The 17,569-nt window shown below is 61.2% G+C and carries 15 protein-coding genes, 1 tRNA gene and 1 pseudogene; 11 read left to right on the top strand and 6 right to left on the bottom strand.

Features of this window, described 5'->3' with window-relative positions; all coding sequences use genetic code 11:
• The first annotated feature begins 98 nt into the window (after positions 1-98).
• The 3 genes from RA26_RS11015 to RA26_RS11005 are packed head-to-tail and all read left to right on the top strand — an operon-like array spanning position 99 to position 4,377.
• Positions 99-1,493, top strand: a complete 1,395-nt coding sequence (locus RA26_RS11015; RefSeq protein WP_039183972.1) for an aspartate ammonia-lyase — start codon at positions 99-101, stop codon at positions 1,491-1,493.
• Positions 1,493-2,926 (top strand): amino acid racemase, encoded by a 1,434-nt coding sequence (locus RA26_RS11010; RefSeq protein ID WP_039183716.1) that lies wholly within the window; start codon positions 1,493-1,495, stop codon positions 2,924-2,926. Before RA26_RS11015 ends, RA26_RS11010 begins: the two co-directional genes overlap by 1 nt.
• 59 nt (positions 2,927-2,985) lie before the next feature.
• Positions 2,986-4,377 (top strand): dicarboxylate/amino acid:cation symporter, encoded by a 1,392-nt coding sequence (locus tag RA26_RS11005; protein WP_206540431.1) that lies wholly within the window; start codon positions 2,986-2,988, stop codon positions 4,375-4,377.
• A gap of 101 nt (positions 4,378-4,478) precedes the next feature.
• Here the strand turns inward: RA26_RS11005 and RA26_RS11000 are convergent, their stop codons facing one another.
• A complete protein-coding gene (locus tag RA26_RS11000) occupies positions 4,479-5,102 on the bottom strand; it encodes a hypothetical protein (RefSeq protein ID WP_039183714.1) in 624 nt (207 codons plus the stop codon).
• A 299-nt stretch (positions 5,103-5,401) separates the two neighbouring features.
• Positions 5,402-5,491, bottom strand: a tRNA-Ser gene (locus RA26_RS10995).
• A 528-nt stretch (positions 5,492-6,019) separates the two neighbouring features.
• Here RA26_RS10995 and RA26_RS22395 point away from each other — a divergent pair.
• Positions 6,020-6,784, top strand: a pseudogene (locus RA26_RS22395) (IS5 family transposase).
• A 323-nt stretch (positions 6,785-7,107) separates the two neighbouring features.
• Here the strand turns inward: RA26_RS22395 and RA26_RS10980 are convergent.
• The gene (locus RA26_RS10980) at positions 7,108-8,070 is read right to left on the bottom strand and encodes an acetyl-CoA carboxylase carboxyltransferase subunit alpha (protein WP_039183712.1); all 963 of its coding nucleotides are present in this window, start codon (positions 8,068-8,070) and stop codon (positions 7,108-7,110) included.
• 126 nt (positions 8,071-8,196) lie between these two features.
• Between RA26_RS10980 and RA26_RS10975 the strand changes: the two genes are divergently transcribed.
• Positions 8,197-9,030 (top strand): AraC family transcriptional regulator, encoded by an 834-nt coding sequence (locus RA26_RS10975; RefSeq protein ID WP_039183711.1) that lies wholly within the window; start codon positions 8,197-8,199, stop codon positions 9,028-9,030.
• Between the two features lie 89 nt (positions 9,031-9,119).
• Here RA26_RS10975 and RA26_RS10970 read toward each other — a convergent pair whose 3' ends face one another.
• Entirely contained in the window at positions 9,120-9,716 is a 597-nt protein-coding gene (locus RA26_RS10970; protein ID WP_039183970.1) for a LysE family translocator, read from the bottom strand.
• Positions 9,717-9,789: 73 nt separating this feature from the next.
• Here RA26_RS10970 and RA26_RS10965 point away from each other — a divergent pair, with 73 nt between their 5' ends.
• Positions 9,790-10,242: an Lrp/AsnC family transcriptional regulator gene (locus tag RA26_RS10965; RefSeq protein WP_039183969.1), complete on the top strand. Its 453-nt coding sequence runs from the start codon at positions 9,790-9,792 to the stop codon at positions 10,240-10,242.
• A gap of 422 nt (positions 10,243-10,664) precedes the next feature.
• Here the strand turns inward: RA26_RS10965 and RA26_RS10960 are convergent, their stop codons facing one another.
• On the bottom strand, positions 10,665-11,279 hold the full coding sequence (locus RA26_RS10960) for a hypothetical protein (protein WP_039183710.1): 615 nt from the start codon (positions 11,277-11,279) through the stop codon (positions 10,665-10,667).
• Between the two features lie 66 nt (positions 11,280-11,345).
• Entirely contained in the window at positions 11,346-12,305 is a 960-nt protein-coding gene (locus RA26_RS10955) for an L-malyl-CoA/beta-methylmalyl-CoA lyase (RefSeq protein WP_039183709.1), read from the bottom strand.
• 174 nt (positions 12,306-12,479) lie between these two features.
• On the opposite strand from RA26_RS10955, the gene RA26_RS10950 reads away from it, so the two are divergent.
• The 5 genes from RA26_RS10950 to RA26_RS10930 all read left to right on the top strand — a co-directional run bounded on the left by RA26_RS10950 (position 12,480) and on the right by RA26_RS10930 (position 17,414).
• On the top strand, positions 12,480-13,751 hold the full coding sequence (locus RA26_RS10950; protein ID WP_039183968.1) for an MFS transporter: 1,272 nt from the start codon (positions 12,480-12,482) through the stop codon (positions 13,749-13,751).
• Positions 13,752-13,861: 110 nt separating this feature from the next.
• Entirely contained in the window at positions 13,862-14,863 is a 1,002-nt protein-coding gene (gene dgcN, locus RA26_RS10945; RefSeq protein WP_039183708.1) for an N-acetyltransferase DgcN, read from the top strand.
• 151 nt (positions 14,864-15,014) lie between these two features.
• Entirely contained in the window at positions 15,015-15,980 is a 966-nt protein-coding gene (dgcA, locus tag RA26_RS10940) for an N-acetyl-D-Glu racemase DgcA (protein ID WP_039183707.1), read from the top strand.
• Positions 15,981-15,990: 10 nt separating this feature from the next.
• Complete coding sequence (locus tag RA26_RS10935) at positions 15,991-16,851, top strand: D-amino-acid transaminase (RefSeq protein WP_039183706.1); 861 nt, start codon at positions 15,991-15,993, stop codon at positions 16,849-16,851.
• Between the two features lie 326 nt (positions 16,852-17,177).
• The gene (locus RA26_RS10930) at positions 17,178-17,414 is read left to right on the top strand and encodes a hypothetical protein (protein WP_039183703.1); all 237 of its coding nucleotides are present in this window, start codon (positions 17,178-17,180) and stop codon (positions 17,412-17,414) included.
• The last annotated feature ends 155 nt before the right edge of the window (positions 17,415-17,569 follow it).

Here is a 17,569-nt window from a genome sequence, read left to right as displayed (position 1 = left end):
GGGGCGGGCAGCAGTAAGTTCCGGCCTGCACGATAACGGTCTCCCGGCTCCGCGTTTCCTGATGCCGGCTGCGAGACCGCAGAAAAAGGTCACAGATGATGAGCAACTACCGAACAGAGTCCGACAGTCTTGGCCCGGTGAAGATCCCGCTGGCCGCCGCGTGGGGCAGTCAGACCCAGCGGGCGCTGGAGAACTTCCCGATTACTGGAGTGTCAATCAGCCATTATCCGGAATTGATCGTTGGCCTGGCTTCCGTCAAAAAGGCTTGTGCGCTGGCGAACCGGGATCTCGGCGCTTTGCCCGCCGGGAAGGCGGTGGCCATTGCCGGCATCTGCGATGAGATCATCGGCGGCCGCCATCACGATCAGTTTGTTATCGATGTCATGCAGGGCGGAGCCGGCACATCGACCAATATGAATGCCAACGAGGTCATCGCGAATCTCGGGCTGAAGAAGCTCGGTGCGGATTTTGGCGCCTACGGCCGGCTTCACCCGAATGACGACGTGAACCGCTCGCAGTCCACAAACGATGTCTATCCCACCGCAATCCGGCTTGCCGTCCTCTCGCGGATCACCCCTCTTATTGAGGCAATGCACCGGCTGACCAATTCATTCGGCAATAAGGCAACGGAGTTTCAGCAAATCATGAAAGTCGGGCGCACGCAGCTTCAGGATGCTGTGCCGATGCCGCTTGGCGCCGAGTTCCGGGGTTACGCCACGACGATAAACGAGGACGCAGACCGCCTCTGCGACCTGTCCCGTCTTCTGACGGAAGTGAACCTTGGGGGTACAGCTATTGGCACCGGCATCAATGCTCCTGCGAATTTCGGCGAAGCAGCTGTTGCGCACCTGCGCGAAATAACGGGCGAACCGCTTCAACTGGCCCCGGACCTGATTGAGGCCTCCTCTGATCTGGGCGCCTTTGTGATGTTTTCAAGCACGCTCAAGCGGGTGGCCATCAAACTATCCAAGATTTGCAACGACCTGCGCCTCATGTCCTCCGGGCCACGGGCTGGAATTGGCGAGATCATTCTGCCGCCGGTTCAGGCGGGGTCCTCCATCATGCCCGGGAAGGTGAACCCGGTCATTCCGGAAGTGGTCAATCAAGTTTGCTATCAGGCGATTGGTAATGATCTGACTGTCACCATGGCCGCCGAGGCAGGCCAGTTTCAGCTCAACGCGATGGAGCCTGTCATCATCCATAAGGTGCTGGAAACAATGGGGTCACTGACCAGTGCAATGAACGTGCTGCGGACCCGGTGCGTGGACGGCATCATAGCAGATGAGGAAAGATGCCAGTTTCTGCTGAGCAATAGTCTTGTGCAAGTAACTGCGCTCGCCCCCGTAATCGGCTATGAAGCTGCGACCAAACTTGCAAAATATGCGCAAGCAAACGGTCTGAGTCTGCAGTCCGCTGCACTGCCGGCATTGCCGGAAGAATTGGCCGAGACAGCCCTGAAACATCTTCAGGGCAGGATACCGGAGAACGCCTGATGAACAGAAACCAGTCTCTCCGCCTGGGAATCGTTGGAGGCCTGGGCGCCCTCGCCGGAGCCGATCTGCTGAACAGAATTGTGCAGATGACCCCGGTCAGGTCGGAAGAGGATCACCGGGAGCTGATTTTCCATCAGAAGCCACTGCGCGAACCCGTGTCCCCCAAGGAGCCGGCCTACATTCCCACAAACCGGAAGCTTTACGTATTTGATACGCTGTCCCGCATGCAGCGGGATGGATGCGATGCGGCTCTTCTCCCTTGTTTTGTAACGCATAGTTTCCTGCATGAGCTGGAAGAGGAGCTGGAGCTGAAGCTCATCAGCATGACCGGCGCAATCAGAACTGCCGTTGCGAAGCTGAAACCACAACCGGAGAAGATTGGCGTGATCGCAACGCCTTTTGTCAGGGAGAACGGCCTGTTCGAGAACCTGTTCGGCGACGATGTGCAGGTTGTCTATCCTGCCACTGATTTGGAAAGCGCCGTGATGGAGGCAGTCTATGGCGGCAACGGCTTCAAAACCGGCAACCGCAGGGATGAGGTGTTGCAACCTATCAACGCAGCCCTTGCCAGCCTTTCGGAGCAGGGGGCGGCGGTTTTTGTGCCCGGGCTTTCCGAATTGCCCCTGCTGCTTGATCAGCTTGACTTGCCGGAGGGGATGACAGCCATCGACACCGCAGCGGTTTATGCGGAACACGCGCTGAAGGAGACGCATCCAGGCCGCCGCCGCCGGTTCAAGGTCGGTGTGGTTGGCGGTGTCGGACCTGCCGCGACGGTGGATTTCCTTTCCAAACTGGTCAAGGGGACAGAGGCTGCCTGCGATCAGGATCACATCAAGGTGCTGGTCGAACAAAACCCGCAAATCCCTGACCGGACTGAAAACCTGGTGGGATCAGGAACCGATCCGACAGTCGCACTCTATTCCACCTGCAAGAAGCTGGAACGCGGCGGGGCCGATATTCTGGTCATCCCCTGCAACACCGCCCACGCCTATGTCGATCGCATCCAGCGCCATCTCGACGTTCCGATCATTAGCATTTTGTCAGCGGCCACGGACCACATCAGGGAGAATTCTCCCGGGACGCGCACGGTCGGGATACTCGGCACCGATGGCACAATACGAAGCGGCCTGTATCAGCAGGCGCTTGAGGAGGCTGGCCTTTGCCACATCGTTCCCGATGAGCAGCATCAAAATTTGATCATGGAAGCCATCTACGGCCCGGCCGGCGTCAAGGCGGGGCACATTGAGGGCCTCTGCAAGGAGCAGGTAACCCGGGCTTTTTCCCACCTGGTCACGCGCGGCGCCGAAGCGGTCATTCTCGGCTGCACGGAACTTCCTCTGCTTGTAACAGCGGGCGCTGGCGAACTGGGAGCGCTGGCCGTTGACCCAACCGATGTGCTGGCCCGTAAATGTGTGCACCTGGCAAAACCCTAGAGGAACCGGTTTCCTCTTGGAGGCTGAAAGGGCGTTGCAAAGTTTGCAACGCCCTTTCCATGTTTGCGCGACGCTGCCCGTCACCGAACTGGTACCATGCTGCGACTGCCGGCAGCTTGATCCGTTCGGCTGCCATGGAAAGGGAGGTCCTCATGGCGAATACCAGTCAAAAAACAGGGTTTTTGGCACCTTGGAGAAACATGCTTCTGTGGAAGCAAATCGTAATCGCACTTGTACTTGGAGTGATTACAGGCGTTCTGCTGAACGCGACCGGCAACCAGGCAATTGCCGGCATGATCAAGAACATCGGGACCTTGTTCCTGTCACTTATCAAAATGCTGATTGTCCCGCTGATCTTCGTGTCGCTCGTATGCGGCATGACATCCGTCAGCGACATGGCGCGCATGGGGCGCATTGGCTTGAAATCGATCGTTTTCTATCTGGGCACCACCGCATTTGCGATTACGATCGGCCTGACTTTGGGGTTGCTGATGCAACCCGGTGCGGGCATCGATTTGAGCGCCGCCGCCGCCATGGAACCCAAAACCTCACCGCCCTTCATTCAGCAGCTCATCGGGATTGTCCCGAAGAATCCGGTTGCCGCCGCCGCAGACGGAAACGTTCTGCAGATCATCTTTTTCGCAATCATGTTCGGTCTAGCCATCAACCTGGTTGGCGAAGCAGGCAAGCCGGTGCGGGAGTTCTTTGAAGCCCTGAATTCAGTTGTTCTAAAGCTGACGGAGATTGTGATCAGTTTCGCCCCCTACGGCGTGTTTGCGCTGATGGCCTGGGTCGCCGGAACCTACGGGCTTGATCTTCTGCTGCCTCTGGGCACCGTCATCGCTGCGCTCTATATCGGCTGCTTCCTGCACGCGCTGATCGTTTACGGCGGTCTCGTTTCGGTCTTTGCGCGCTTGAACCCGGTCCGCTTCTTCCAGGGCATCATTGAACCGCAGATCGTGGCCTTCACCAGCACATCCTCCTCGGGAACACTTCCTGTTACAATGACTGCCGTGCAGCAGAACCTTGGTGTTAACCGGTCAGTTGCAAGCTTCACGCTGCCGCTTGGCGCGACGATCAACATGGACGGCACCGCAATGTACCAGGGTGTTGCTGCTCTTTTTGTGGCGCAGGCCTTTGGAATGGAACTGGGCATGGCGGAATACGCCACAATCATTCTGACATCGACGCTTGCCTCCATCGGCACCGCAGGTGTTCCCGGAGCCGGGCTGGTCATGCTGTCGCTGGTTCTGACCTCCGTCGGTCTGCCTCTGGAAGGTGTTGCCATCATTGCAGGCATTGATCGCATTCTCGACATGGCGCGCACCGCGCTCAATGTCACGGGCGACGCAGCCTGCACGGTGCTGATTGCGAAGTCTGAAGATCAAATTGATCTGGAGGCGTATGACACTCCCCATGTGCTGAAAACCCCCGGCGTTTCACGGGCGTAACATTTCAAGCACATCACTGCGGCCGCACCGGTAGGTGCGGCCGGTATGCGGGCAGGGTGCCGCCCCTTACTCCGTCCCTCGCAGCACCCGCCTGTTCTGGCTTAGGCGGAAATTGGAACGAGTTCAGCAGCAAGCTCCAGTACAAGGCCGCTGACAGCCTCTCGCGCTTGGTCCTGAGATTTCTTTCCGCGCAATTTTCGGGCAAGCGCAGAACCACGGGCAGAGGTTTCCTGCGCCAGCAGCAGCACGGCCATTTCCCGCAGCTGATGCATGGCCAGGTCAGCCTCGTCCTGCCCCAGCAGCACTGCAAGCTCAGCCGGAGCCGTGCAGCCGGCCAGCAGGCGCTTCAGCGCAGGCCCATTCTTTGATGCCTCGGCCCAGGCAATGCAGATGTCGGTCATGCCTGCCATCTCAGAGAGAAAAACCTCAACCGGAATGCATGCTATCTGCCTGGAATAACCGGCCTGCCGCTCGACTTGGAGCTTCCGCTGCGCCGGGTCATAGGACATCTCAAGCCCATCGAGCGACACGTTCGATGCAATGGGATTTCCGAAGCGCTTGCGCAGGCTGAGCGCTTCCGCAAAGAGGACCAGTTGCAATAGGCCGGCTTGCGGCAGATCGCAGGAAATACGCTGGATGCCGCTGCGGTCGGCGTGCTTGTAGTTGAGCGTAAGCCGGGCACCGCCGGTCTCCCGCGCCTCCATTGAAAATATTTTTGCAGCCATGGCGCGGGTTATATGGAAGACCGCCGGACCTTCAAGCGGCGGCCGGTGAGGTTCTGTGAGGTTAGGCGGTCATGCGCCTAGGGTAAGGCAATACTTGGAAGGGTCGTACCTGCAGTGTGAGCACCCCTGGCCAAACCGAATTCTTTCAGGCCCCGCGGATAAGCGATGTCCGGTGAAGGGAAGGGCGTTGCAGAAGATGACTCGGAAGAAGAAGGCAGCTGGTGTTCACGGCGAACCTCTCTAATGGGTTTGCCATGATCCCAAGTAAACAATTGATAAGGTAGAGTAAAAATTTGTGATGGCGGAGACGATGGGATTCGAACCCACGAGACGGTTTCCCGCCTACTCCCTTAGCAGGGGAGCGCCTTCGACCACTCGGCCACGTCTCCGCTGACCCGTATATGTGCCGCAACCTAGAGAGACAAGGCGTTTTTTCAATTTTCTTCCTGCTCCTGCAAAACATGGAATTTCGGCCTGCTTCCCGGAGCTTTTGCAGAACTGCACGCGATTTGCGTGCTAAACCGGAGCAGTCATGCTTCCTGCTTGATCGTAACTTTGCGCCAGTGAATTCACCCGCCGCAAATCCAGTTCGTGTTCAGGCTGCAAGCCAGGCCGACGGTGGGGCGGGCATGCTGTTCTGGATCGTGCGGCACCGTCAAGACAACCGAATGCGCCGGGCAGCGGAGAAAAACCCTCCGCGGGTCAAGCGCTGAATTTATCCGCCCAAACGCACGCATGCGAATGCGGACGGCAATCTTCAGCGAAACGGAGCACTGCGCCTCTGATCTCATACGGCCTCAAAAATGCGCCTTGCCAAGTGTCTACAAACCGCATTGCACTGGAACCTGGTGTCAGGATGCATTGATTTCCGATCTGCCGTAGGATTCAGAGCTATTTTCTGGCTGAGCGATGCGCAGATGGCGCGTCTTGAACCCTTCTTCCCCAGGTCCCACGGCAAACCTCGCGTCGATGACCGGCGCGTTCTGAGCGGGATTATCTTTATCAATCGCAATGGCTTGCGCTGGCGCGATGCGCCTTCTGAATACGGTCCGCACAAGACGCTTTACAGCCGGTGGAAGCGCTGTAGCGAGAAAGGCATCTTTGCTCGAATGATGGTCGGGCTGGCCTCCAGTCACAGCGAAGAGAAGACTGTGATGATCCCCTCTCATTGATTGCTGCGCAATCAACTGCCGGGCAGTGGACGCAACTTTTCTGAAGGCCCATCGAACAGCGACAAGCATGGGCGTGAAAAAAAGGGGCGTGGACGCCTTATCGGTCGGACCAAAGGGGGCATGAACACGAAGTTGCATGCCATATGCGACAGGCAGAGGCGTCCATTGAACCTGTTCGTGACCGCCGGGCAGGTCAGCGATTACATCGCCACGCGGGCGCTGCCAAGCAGCTTGCCAAAAGTCGGTTGGCTTCTCGGGGATCGCGGGTGAGATGCGGATTGGTTCAGAGAAACGTTGAACGACAAAGGGATACGCGCCTGCATCCCCGGTCGAAAGCAGCGCAAGAAAGCTATCAGAAACGACAAGCGCCGATATTAGCGGCGCAACCGTATCGAGATCATGTTTGGCAGGCTCAAGGACTGAAGGCGTGTCGCAACTTGCTACGACTGGTGCCCGAAAGTCTTCCTGTCAGCAATCGCCCTCGCGGCGTTAGTAATTTTCTGGTTATGAATCCTGAACCTAGACCGCCAGAAGCAGGGTTTTTCTGGCTCTTCCACGATGACGGGCAGCTGGCGCCATCGGCATATTGAAACGGGCAGGGAGGCAGCGCGAAAGCTTCACCTGCCCCAGCTTGCTTGAGAAGGCGGGCTGCACCTCCAAGAAGAAAACGCTGAGGACAGCTATTGCAAAGATGCAGACAATGTGCGGACGCTCGGTGCATTCAGGCATCATTACCTCCGCCAGTGAACGTTCCGAAATGAACCAGGTGAATGCCCGGAATCAAAAAACCCGGCATCACAGCCGGGTTTTCTGATCTTCTTGGATACTGGCGCTTATGCCGCCAGCCCTTTGGAACCGATATCCAGAAACTTCTGACGCCGGTCCTTGACCAGCGCAGCGGCGTCCATGTCCTTCAGTTCGTCCAGCATCTCTTGGATGGCGCCGCTGACGGACTTGATCGCAGCCTTCGGATCGCGGTGGGCGCCGCCCAGCGGTTCCGGGATGATCCGGTCGTTGACGCCCAGCTTGTTCAGGTCCTGCGCAGTCAGGCGCAGCGCTTCAGCGGCTTCGCGCATCTTCTCGGCATCCTTCCACAGGATCGAGGCACAGCCCTCGGGGGAAATCACCGAATAGATCGAATGCTCCAGCATCGCCACGCGGTTCGCCGTGGCAAAGGCCACTGCGCCGCCAGAACCGCCTTCGCCGATGATCACCGAAATCAGCGGCACGCCGATCTTCAGGCACATCTCGGTCGAGCGCGCAATCGCCTCGGACTGGCCGCGTTCCTCGGCACCTTTACCGGGGTAGGCGCCGGCAGTGTCGACGAGGGTGATCACTGGCAGTTTGAAACGGCTGGCCATTTCCATCAGCCGGATCGCCTTGCGGTAGCCTTCGGGGCGCGCCATGCCGAAGTTGCGCTCGATGCGCGATTTGGTGTCGCTGCCCTTCTCGTGGCCGATCACCACCACCGGCTGGTCGTTGAAGCGCGCCAACCCGCCCATCACCGCCAGGTCATCGGCAAAGTTCCGGTCGCCGGCCAGCGGCGTGTACTCGGTGAACAGCGCCTCGATGTAATCCTTGCAGTGCGGACGTTCCGGATGGCGCGCCACCTGGCATTTCCGCCAGGGCGTCAGATTCTTGTAGAGGTCCTTCAGCAGCTGCTCCGCCTTGGCGTCCAGCGCCTTGGCCTCATCCGCCACGTCCATTTCCTCATTCGCGCGCGCCAGCGCCCGCAGTTCCTCCGCCTTGCCTTCGATTTCAGCCAGCGGTTTTTCGAATTCCAGATACTGGGTCATGTTGCCTCTGCTCTGCAGGTTTGCAGCTATATGGCCTTAGCGGCGCCAAGATGCAACTCAGCAAGATTTGTGATCTAGGCTTATGCCATCACCTGAGGGCAGAGAGACACGAAGGAGACGCCGCCAATGGCTGCCAGCTACGAAGACCGGATCCTGCGCGTTCTGGCCTACATCCACGATAACACCGATGGCGACCTGTCGCTGGACCGGCTCGCGGATGTGGCGGCGATGTCGCGGTTCCACTGGCACCGGGTGTTTCGCGCCCTGACCGGTGAGACCTGCGCCCAGGCCGTGCGCCGGATCCGGCTGCACCGCGCCGCGGTCTGGCTGGTGATGGACAAGATGCCCATCGCACAGGTGGCCGCCCGCGCTGGCTATCCGAACCAGAACAGCTTCTCCCGCGCGTTCTCTGAGTCCTATGGCAGCAGCCCGGCGGCCTTCCGCCGAGACGGCCAGGTGCGGCTGCCCAACCCAGCCCTCAGAACAGGAAGCTATCCCATGTATGACGTGATCACCCGAACCGACCCCGCCCGCCGCCTTGCCGGCCTGCCGCACAAGGGCGCCTACCACGAGATCGGCAAGAGCTTTGAAGCCCTCGGGGCGATCTGCGAGAGCCGCCAGCTGTGGCCGCAGCTGGGCGCGGTGCTTGGCGTCTATTTCGACAGCCCGGATGAAGTGGCAGAAGCCGACCTGCGCAGCTTCGCCGGCGCAGAGTTCAACGGCGATGCACTGCCTGACGGCATGGAGGAGGTGAGCCTGCCCGGCGGCCGGGCCGCGGTGCTGACCTACAAGGGCCCGTATTCCGGCATCCACGCCGCCTATCACAGCCTGTTCGGCAACTGGCTGCCCGCATCGGGGGAGGAGCCTGCGGATCAGCCCTGCTATGAGGTCTATCTCAACAATCCCCGCGACACCGCGCCGGAGGATCTTCTGACTGAGATCTGCCTGCCCCTGAAATGATGTACCGCCCGGCCGGAAGGCCGGGCAGCGCCCGCCCTCTCGCGCGGGGGCGGGCGCTCCGCCCCTTCGGGCAGGAAGAGGCACCTGCGTTATTGCGGCCAGATCACCGGATAGAGTGAAGCCACCAGCAGCGCCGCCATGGTCCAGTTGAACAGCACCAGCCGCCGCGGGCTGGTCAGGAACCGCGCCATCTGCTGGCCCAGCACCGTCCAGGATCCGACAGAGGGCAGGTTGATCGCTCCGAAAATCACCCCCACAAGCAGGATGGCCGCCAGCGTCTGATCCGGCGTGTAGGCGCTGATTGCGGTTAGGGCCATCGCCCAGGCCTTGGGGTTCACCCACTGAAATGCTGCCGCCTGCAGAAACGTCATTGGGCGCCCCTCAGTCCCCTTGGCTTGCACCGGCGCGGCATTGGCGATCTTCCACGCCAGCCACAGCAGATAGAGAACCGACACTGCTTTCAGCACCGTGTAGCTGACCGGGAAGGCATCAAACACCTGCACCAGCCCGGCGCCGACCAAGAGCACCATGAACACGAACCCTAGCGCCACCCCCAGCATATGCGGAATGGTGCGGCGGAAGCCGAAATTGGCGCCTGAGGCCATGAGCATCAGGTTGTTCGGCCCCGGTGTGATCGAGGAGACGAAGGCGAAAAGCGCAAGCGCGGTGAGGAGTTCGTAGGTCATGCGCAAAATCATTGCGCCGAACGCACTAAATGAAATTGCGTTCTGCCGTGTCTTGCACGTATTTTCGCAACTAATGGCGAAGAATGACAAGATAAACCAGCAGATATTGCAAGAACTCAGCCGGGACGGCCGGATCAGCAATCTGGAACTGGCAGAGCGGGTGGGCCTGTCGCCCTCCGCCTGCCTGCGCCGGGTGCAGGAACTGGAGCGCACAGGTGTTATCACTGGCTACCGCGCGGTGCTGGACCGGCAAAAACTGGGCGTGGGCTTTGCCACCTACATCGGCGTCGGCCTGGGCGAGCATACCAAGGAGGCGCAGGAGGCGTTTGAGCGCGCCATGCAGGCGGCGCCGGAAGTGGTGGAGTGCCACAATATCACTGGCACAATCGAATATCTGCTGCGGGTCGAATGCGCCGATCTGCCCAGCTACAAGAAGTTCCACACCGATATCCTCGGCACTTCACCTTATGTCACTGCGATCACCACCTATGTGGTGATGGGCTCGCCCAAGGACCTGCGGGCGTGAACTCCGGCTGAGGCTGGATTTTGAGTATTTGGGGAAAGATGAAAGACAGATGCGCTTCATCTTTCCTTAAATACTCACTGCGCTGCGTTGGATTCAGGCGCGCCTGCGGGTGTTGCGCACCCTGCGTACGCTGCTCTCACCGGATCTTAAGCCACCGGTGGCAGTCTTGTTCCCGGTCGCGATCACCCGCCGGGGCTTGGCTCCCCGGCACCCTTGGAACCGGACTCCCGCCTGGCAGCGGGGCCGTGCAGAGACAACGTTTAGCACGCGGGCGGATACGCCCGTCCATCTCCGCCATTTTGGCGGGGCCGTCAATCCATAACACTTCCGTTGAACCGGAACATGGAAACAGGCAGATACGGACCAGACACACCGGCAAGGCAGGGGCCTTGGCTGGGAAAAACTCATGCCGTGCCGCAAGGTCAGGCGCCCCCCTCATGTTCCGCGAGCAAGGCCCGCACGGCAATCTCCGGCGAGGCCAGCACCGGCACCCTCGTCCGCTCCCGCAGCAGCTCAGCCGCCCCGGCCATCGAGGCCTGCGCCAGCACCACGCAGGCAAAATCCATCGCCGCCAGCGCCTCCGCCACATCCTCTGCAACTGCAGCTGCAAAGCCCGCGCTGTCCCCAGCCTCGAACAGCGGCCAGTGCTGGCCCAATTCCAGGCAAGTAAGCTCCGGGTCACGCGCCCCGAAGGCATGGCGCAGTAGCGCTTCTGAAGGCTCAGCGGTGCTCTCCAGGCAATAGGCCATCAGCACCGGCCCGCCGGTGCGCGCCGCTTCCTGCATCATCGGCCAGTCGATGCGGGTAGCCCCCGCCTTTTCCGCCGCCGGGCCAAGCGTGGTGCAGGTACACAAGACCGGCCCGTCCGCCCTTGCAATGGCCGCAGCAATCTCTGCCTCAAGGCGCACATCAATCCCGCCCTGAGCCCGCTCCAGCCAATCGGTGCGCACCTGCTGGTTCAGATCCGCCCGCGGCGCCAGCGCGCGAAAGGTTTCCACATGCACCTCAGCCGTATGCAGCAAGGTCAAATCCGGCATCTTTCTCTCCAATCAAAAAGGGCGCCCCCTGGGGACGCCCTTGAAACCTTAAGCCGCGGACCGGCGTCAGCTGCCCGCAATCAGTTCGGCCTGCGCCACAATCACCTCTGCCTGCTTGATCGAGGCGATGTCGACCAGACGGCCTTTGTATACTGTTGCGCCGGCGCCGGAGGCCTTGGCCTCTTCCATCGCCGCCAGGATCTCGCGGGCTTCTGCGACCGCCTCATCAGACGGGGTGAAAACCTCGTTGGCCAGCTTGATCTGGCTGGGGTGGATCGCCCATTTGCCGACCATGCCCAGCGTCGCGGAGCGTTTCGCCTGCGCGATATAGCCGTCCTCGTCGGAGAAGTCGCCGAACGGGCCGTCGACCGGCAGAATGCCGTGGGTGCGGCAGGCCGCGACAATCGCCGCCTGTGCCCAGTGCCACGGGTCGGACCAGTGCTTCTGGCCTTCGCGGATCATGTAGTAGTTTTCCTGGGTGCCGCCGATGCCGGTGGTCTGCATCCCCATCGACGCGGCGAAGTCTGCAGCGCCCAGCGACATCGCCTGCAGCCGGGGAGAGGACTTGGCGATCTCCTCCGCATGGGCGATGCCTGCCGCGGATTCGATGATCACCTCGAATGAAACCGGCTTGGCGCGGCCTTTGGCGCGCTCGATAGCGGTGACCAGCGCGTCCACCGCGTAGACGTCCTCAGCGCAGCCCACCTTGGGGATCATGATCTGATCCAGCCGGTCGCCGGCCTGTTCCAGAATGTCCACCACGTCGCGGTACCAGTAGGGCGTGTCGAGACCGTTGATCCGCACCGAAAGGTATTTATTGCCCCAGTCCACGCTATTGATCGCCTCGATCACATTGGCGCGGGCTTGGTCCTTGTCATCCGGCGCCACCGAATCCTCCAGATCGAGGTTGATGACATCCGCTGCCGAGGCCGCCATCTTCTCGAACAGCTTCACTTTGGAGCCGGGACCGAACAGCTGGCAACGGTTGGGGCGTGCCGGGGCGGCGGGCTGGATGCGGAAGCTCATGGGGCAATCCTCCGGGTAATGACGTTTCAATTCTGCTGGGTTGAAGTGTTAGAAAGTTGCGCGAACATGTGCAAGGGAATTTTGCACACGCAGAAATTGCCGCTGCAATGCGGCGCCGGAAACATTGCCGCAAACAGGCGCGAACCGGCAGGGAGCCTGTGCGAGCACCCGGGCATGAGACGTGCATTCATTGAAAACTGGGCCCTGTTTCTGGGCATGCTGATGCTGATGGTGGCCAACGGCCTCTTGGTCACCCTGCTGACAATCCGGGGCGCGGGGCTTGGCTTCTCCGACCTCACCATTTCGATCATGCAGGCGGCCTATCCGGCCGGTGCCCTGCTGGGCACGGTGATGGCGCCGGGGATGGTGGCCAAGGTGGGCCATATCCGGGCGTTTTCGGCGCTTGCCTCGCTGGTGTCGATCTCGGCGATCCTGCATCTGCTGACCTCCGACCCCTATTCCTGGTCGGCGATGCGGTTCCTGGCCGGGGTTTGTTATCCCGGCATGTATGTGATCACCGAAAGCTGGCTGCAGGCGAAATCGGAAAACAGCAACCGGGCGCAGATCCTGTCGATCTATTTCATGATCTGGATGGCAGGCCCCGCTATTGGCACTGCACTGGTGGCACTGCCTGATCCCAGCGGCAACCTCTTGTTCGGGGCAGTGTCGATCCTGATTTCCCTGTCGATCGTGCCGCTGCTGCTGTCCGGCAACAAGGCGCCGGAATACGAGGTGCCGGACCGGATGCCGGTGCGCAAACTGTACCGCGTGTCCCCGATGGCGGTGCTTGGCAATCTGGTGAGCGCAACCGCCGTGGCCGGCTGGTTCATTGCACTGCCCCTTTATGCGCTGTCGCGCGGCATGAGCCCGGCAGAGGCCTCAGGCGTTCTGGTGGTGGCAATGGTGGTTGGCGCCGTGGTGCAGTACCCGGTCGGCTGGATCAGCGACAAGACCGACCGGCGGCTGGTGCTGATGGGGCTGGGCGTCATTGGTGCCGCGGCCTGCCTGTGGATGCTGGCCACCCCCACGCCGCAGGCGCTGGTGATCGGCTTTGCAGTGCTCGCAGGCGCAAGCCTGCCGATGTATGCGGTCTGCTCCGCCCATGCCAATGACCAGCTGAAACCGGCGCAGATTGTGCCAGCTAGCGGCGCGATGGTGTTCCTTTTGAACGTCGGCCAGTTCGGAGGCACGCTGGCGGCCCCAAATATGGTCAGCATTGCTGACGGAAATGGATTGCTGATCCTGCTTGCAGCCCTGTGTTTTATGGTTGCGGGCGTTGCCGCGCTGCGGCGGACGCAGGCCGATGCGCCGGAGGAAACCGGCTCCCAGCAGGCGATTGCGGTGCTTGGCGCGCCTCAAACCGGGGTGCTTCAGGCCGAATCCTGGCTGGAAGAGGAAAATAATGTCAGCAATAGTGACTTAACGCAGAAATCTACGCCAAAATAACTAAATTGCAGGAGAAACTTGCGCCCCAGGCGCGCCGTGCAGCGGAATAGGTATGAACTTGTGCGGGAATCTCCGCAAACTCACCGGCAAGAGTGAAGAGGAAACCCGCCATGATCGAAACCCCTTATCTGCTGTTCCTGGGCGATGCGCCCGACATGCTGGCCGCCAAAGTTGCCATCGGCATCCGTGACTGGCGCCCCGACCACGCCGTCGGCCAGATCCGCCTGCCGGGCTGCGGCGCCGACCTGGGCCTGAAAGACCTGACCCTGGCCGAAGCAAAGGAAGCCGGCGCCAAGACGCTGGTGATCGGTGTTGCCAACCGCGGCGGCGTGATTTCCCAAGCCTGGAAGGAAGTGCTGATCGAAGCGCTGGAAATGGGCTATGATCTGGCCTCCGGCCTGCACAACCTGCTGCGCGACGAAGGCGACCTGGTGGCCGCGGCCCAGACCCACGGCGGCACCCTGCACGACGTGCGCGTGCCCACCGTCGGCTACCCGATTGCCAACGGCAAGCCCCGCACCGGCAAGCGCTGCCTGGCGGTTGGCACCGACTGCTCGGTCGGCAAGATGTACACCGCCATGGCGATGGACAACGAAATGCGCGAGCGCGGCATGAAGTCGACCTTCCGCGCCACCGGCCAGACCGGCATTCTGATCACCGGCCACGGCGTGCCGCTGGACGCGGTCATTGCGGACTTCATGGCAGGCTCCATCGAGTACTTGACCCCGGACAACGACGAAGATCACTGGGACCTGATCGAGGGCCAGGGCTCGCTGTTCCACGTCTCGTACTCGGGCGTCACCATGGCGCTTGTGCACGGCGGCCAGCCGGACGCGCTGATCCTGTGCCACGAGCCGACCCGCACCCATATGCGCGGCCTGCCGGAATATGACGTGCCGACCCTGGAAGAGCTGCGCGACGTGGCCCTGCCGCTGGCACAGCGTGCCAACCCGGCCTGTCAGATCGTCGGCATCTCGGTGAATACCCAGCACCTCAGCGAAGACGAAGCCGTGAAATACCTGGCCGAAGTCGAAGAGCGTATGGGCCTGCCCGCCGTCGACCCGTACCGCCACGGCGCCGGCCGCCTGGTGGACGCGCTGGCAGCGGTCTGATCTAACAGCCCCGCCGGAGGTGCTCAGGCGCAGCCTGGGATGCCTCCGGCGGGAGTATTTTTGGAAAGATGAAAGAGCGGGTGCCCCGGATGAAGGGCATCATGCCAAGGCCCGCCGCGGCGCGCGCAGGGCCGCAGGAAAGGGCAGTTTCATGAACATCACCGTCACCCCGGACGTCTTCAAACTGGCGCAGGTCTTCACAATCTCGCGCGGCTCGCGCACCGAGGCAAAGGTGCTGACCGTGCGGGTGGAAAAGGACGGCGTCACCGGCTGGGGCGAATGCGTGCCTTATGCCCGTTATAATGAAACACTGGAAAGCGTGACCGCTGAAATCGAAGGCCTGCCTGCCGATTTCACCCGCGAAGAGCTGCAGTCGCTGCTGCCCGCCGGCGCCGCCCGCAACGCGGTTGACTGCGCGCTGTGGGATCTGGAGGCAAAACAGGCAGGCAAACGCGTCTGGGAACTGGCAGGCCTGCCGGAGCCTAAGGCGGAGATCACGGCCTATACGCTGTCGCTCGACACGCCTGAGAACATGCAGAAGCAAGCGGCGGAAAACGCCTACCGGCCGCTGTTGAAGATCAAGCTCGGCACCCCCGATGACATGCCCCGTCTGGAAGCAGTGCGCGCGGGTGCGCCCGATGCCAAAATCATCATCGACGCCAACGAGGGCTGGTCGGCAGCGGTTTACGCTGAGTTGGCGCCGCATCTGGTGCGCCTGGGCGTGGAACTGGTGGAGCAGCCCTTGCCCGCAGGCGAGGATGAGGCCCTGATCGGAATGGAACGCCCGGTGCCAGTCTGCGCCGACGAGAGCTGCCATGACCGCGAGAGCCTGCCCAAGCTCAAGGGCAAATATGACGTGGTCAACATCAAGCTGGACAAGACCGGCGGCCTGACCGAGGCGCTGAAACTGCGTGAGGCAGCGCTGGCCGAGGGCTATCAGGTGATGGTCGGCTGCATGGTCGGCTCATCGCTGGCGATGGCGCCCGCGACGCTTGTGGCGCAGGGTGCGGCGGTTACGGATCTTGACGGGCCGCTGCTTCTGGCCGAAGACCGCGAGGAACCTTTGACATTTGATGCCGATGGCGTGCACCCGCCCAAGGCTGCCCTGTGGGGTTGAGGAGACAACAATGACCCGTACTGTTTATGTGAATGGCGAATACCTGCCCGAGACTGAGGCCAAGGTTTCGATCTTTGACCGCGGCTTCCTGTTTGCCGATGCGGTTTATGAGGTGACCTCGGTTTTGGATGGCAAGCTGATCGATTTCGAAGGCCACGCCGTGCGCCTGGACCGCTCGCTGAAGGAGCTGGACATGGCGTCGCCCTGCTCCAAGGAGGAGCTTCTGGAAATCCACCGCAAGCTGGTGGAGCTGAACGGCATCGAAGAGGGTCTTGTCTATCTGCAGGTCTCCCGCGGCTCTGACGGCGACCGGGATTTCGTGTTTCCCTCTGCTGACACCCCGCCGAGCCTGGTGCTGTTCACCCAGAACAAGCCCGGCCTGGCCGATAGCCCCGCTGCGCAGAAGGGTGCCAAGATCATCTCGATCGAGGACATCCGCTGGGGCCGCCGCGACATCAAGACCGTGCAGCTGCTCTATCCGTCGATGGGCAAGATGATGGCCAAGAAGGCAGGCTGCGATGATGCCTGGCTGATCGAAGACGGCTATGTGACCGAAGGCACCTCCAACAACGCCTATTACGTCAAGAGTGGCAAGATCGTGACCCGGCCGCTCAGCAATGACATCCTGCACGGCATCACCCGTGCCGCAGTGCTGCGTCTGGCGGCGGAAGCGCAGATGGAGATCGAGGAGCGCTTGTTCACTATCGAGGAAGCCAAGGAAGCGGATGAGGCCTTCACCACCTCTGCCAGCGCTTTTGTAATGCCGGTGGTAGAGATCGACGGCGCGCAACTGGGCGACGGCACCCCGGGTCCGATCGCCAAGCGCCTGCGCGAGATCTACCTGGAAGAAAGCCGCAAGAAAGCCGTCTGAGGCCGCTTGCCGGATCAGATTGGAAGGCCGCCCTTCTGGGCGGTCTTTTTAATTGATAGAGAATCGATTCCGTAGTTTCAGGCCCGCCGATCGGGGAGTGGCAGCCCGGTTGCAAGGGGGCTGAAAAGGCGCATTCTCCCGGCCCTGGAAACAATGCGCCCCACGTCTGGTGGACTGTTCCGCAAAACCCCTGTTTCGGCTCTGGATTTTAACTAATTTTACACAAAATGCGCCCTTAGGCGGCGGCTTGCGGTATTCTGGTTTCAGGCGATGGGAACCGGCCAGGGGGGCCGCGAGCCAGAGCCGCAAACCGTGGAGGTGCCAGTATGCAACAGTGTTATCAGCCGGAGATGGGGGAAGCCATGAACAGCCAGGCCACAGAGCCGAGCGACGTGGAAATCCTGGCTGCTGTGCGTCAGGTGCTGACCGCGGAAGAGGTCGTGCATCCCGACTATGCCAAGGCGCCTGCCAGCCAGGGGTGGCTCGCTGGCAAGCTCCTGGCGCGGGAGCGTCCGGCCTCTGGCGCGCTGGCTGCGCGCCTTCTGGGCCGCTTGCGCGGTTAGGGCGCGCCTTCGGGGGTGCGCGCCCGGCCGCGAACTTGCGGTCCAGGGATTTTCCAAAAAAGACATTTTGCAGCGGCCGCCCAGAACGGGCGGCCTTTTTTCATGGCCGCAGCGGCGCTGGCGGTGTGTGCTAGGGTAGATCGCGTACCGGACTG

This window comes from Leisingera sp. ANG-M7 (assembly GCF_000813965.1).
Classification (GTDB): domain Bacteria; phylum Pseudomonadota; class Alphaproteobacteria; order Rhodobacterales; family Rhodobacteraceae; genus Leisingera.
The sequence above is the reverse complement of the archived record's forward strand: the minus strand, read 5'-3'. Positions and strand labels throughout refer to the sequence as shown.

Coding starts and splice junctions, on each gene's coding strand:
- RA26_RS11015 (WP_039183972.1), top strand. CDS start 99: ATGAGCAACTACCGAACAGAGTCCGACAGTCTTGGCCCGGTGAAGATC.
- RA26_RS11010 (WP_039183716.1), top strand. CDS start 1,493: ATGAACAGAAACCAGTCTCTCCGCCTGGGAATCGTTGGAGGCCTGGGC.
- RA26_RS11005 (WP_206540431.1), top strand. CDS start 2,986: ATGTTTGCGCGACGCTGCCCGTCACCGAACTGGTACCATGCTGCGACT.
- RA26_RS11000 (WP_039183714.1), bottom strand. CDS start 5,102: ATGGCTGCAAAAATATTTTCAATGGAGGCGCGGGAGACCGGCGGTGCC.
- RA26_RS10980 (WP_039183712.1), bottom strand. CDS start 8,070: ATGACCCAGTATCTGGAATTCGAAAAACCGCTGGCTGAAATCGAAGGC.
- RA26_RS10975 (WP_039183711.1), top strand. CDS start 8,197: ATGGCTGCCAGCTACGAAGACCGGATCCTGCGCGTTCTGGCCTACATC.
- RA26_RS10970 (WP_039183970.1), bottom strand. CDS start 9,716: ATGACCTACGAACTCCTCACCGCGCTTGCGCTTTTCGCCTTCGTCTCC.
- RA26_RS10965 (WP_039183969.1), top strand. CDS start 9,790: ATGGCGAAGAATGACAAGATAAACCAGCAGATATTGCAAGAACTCAGC.
- RA26_RS10960 (WP_039183710.1), bottom strand. CDS start 11,279: ATGCCGGATTTGACCTTGCTGCATACGGCTGAGGTGCATGTGGAAACC.
- RA26_RS10955 (WP_039183709.1), bottom strand. CDS start 12,305: ATGAGCTTCCGCATCCAGCCCGCCGCCCCGGCACGCCCCAACCGTTGC.
- RA26_RS10950 (WP_039183968.1), top strand. CDS start 12,480: ATGAGACGTGCATTCATTGAAAACTGGGCCCTGTTTCTGGGCATGCTG.
- dgcN (WP_039183708.1), top strand. CDS start 13,862: ATGATCGAAACCCCTTATCTGCTGTTCCTGGGCGATGCGCCCGACATG.
- dgcA (WP_039183707.1), top strand. CDS start 15,015: ATGAACATCACCGTCACCCCGGACGTCTTCAAACTGGCGCAGGTCTTC.
- RA26_RS10935 (WP_039183706.1), top strand. CDS start 15,991: ATGACCCGTACTGTTTATGTGAATGGCGAATACCTGCCCGAGACTGAG.
- RA26_RS10930 (WP_039183703.1), top strand. CDS start 17,178: ATGCAACAGTGTTATCAGCCGGAGATGGGGGAAGCCATGAACAGCCAG.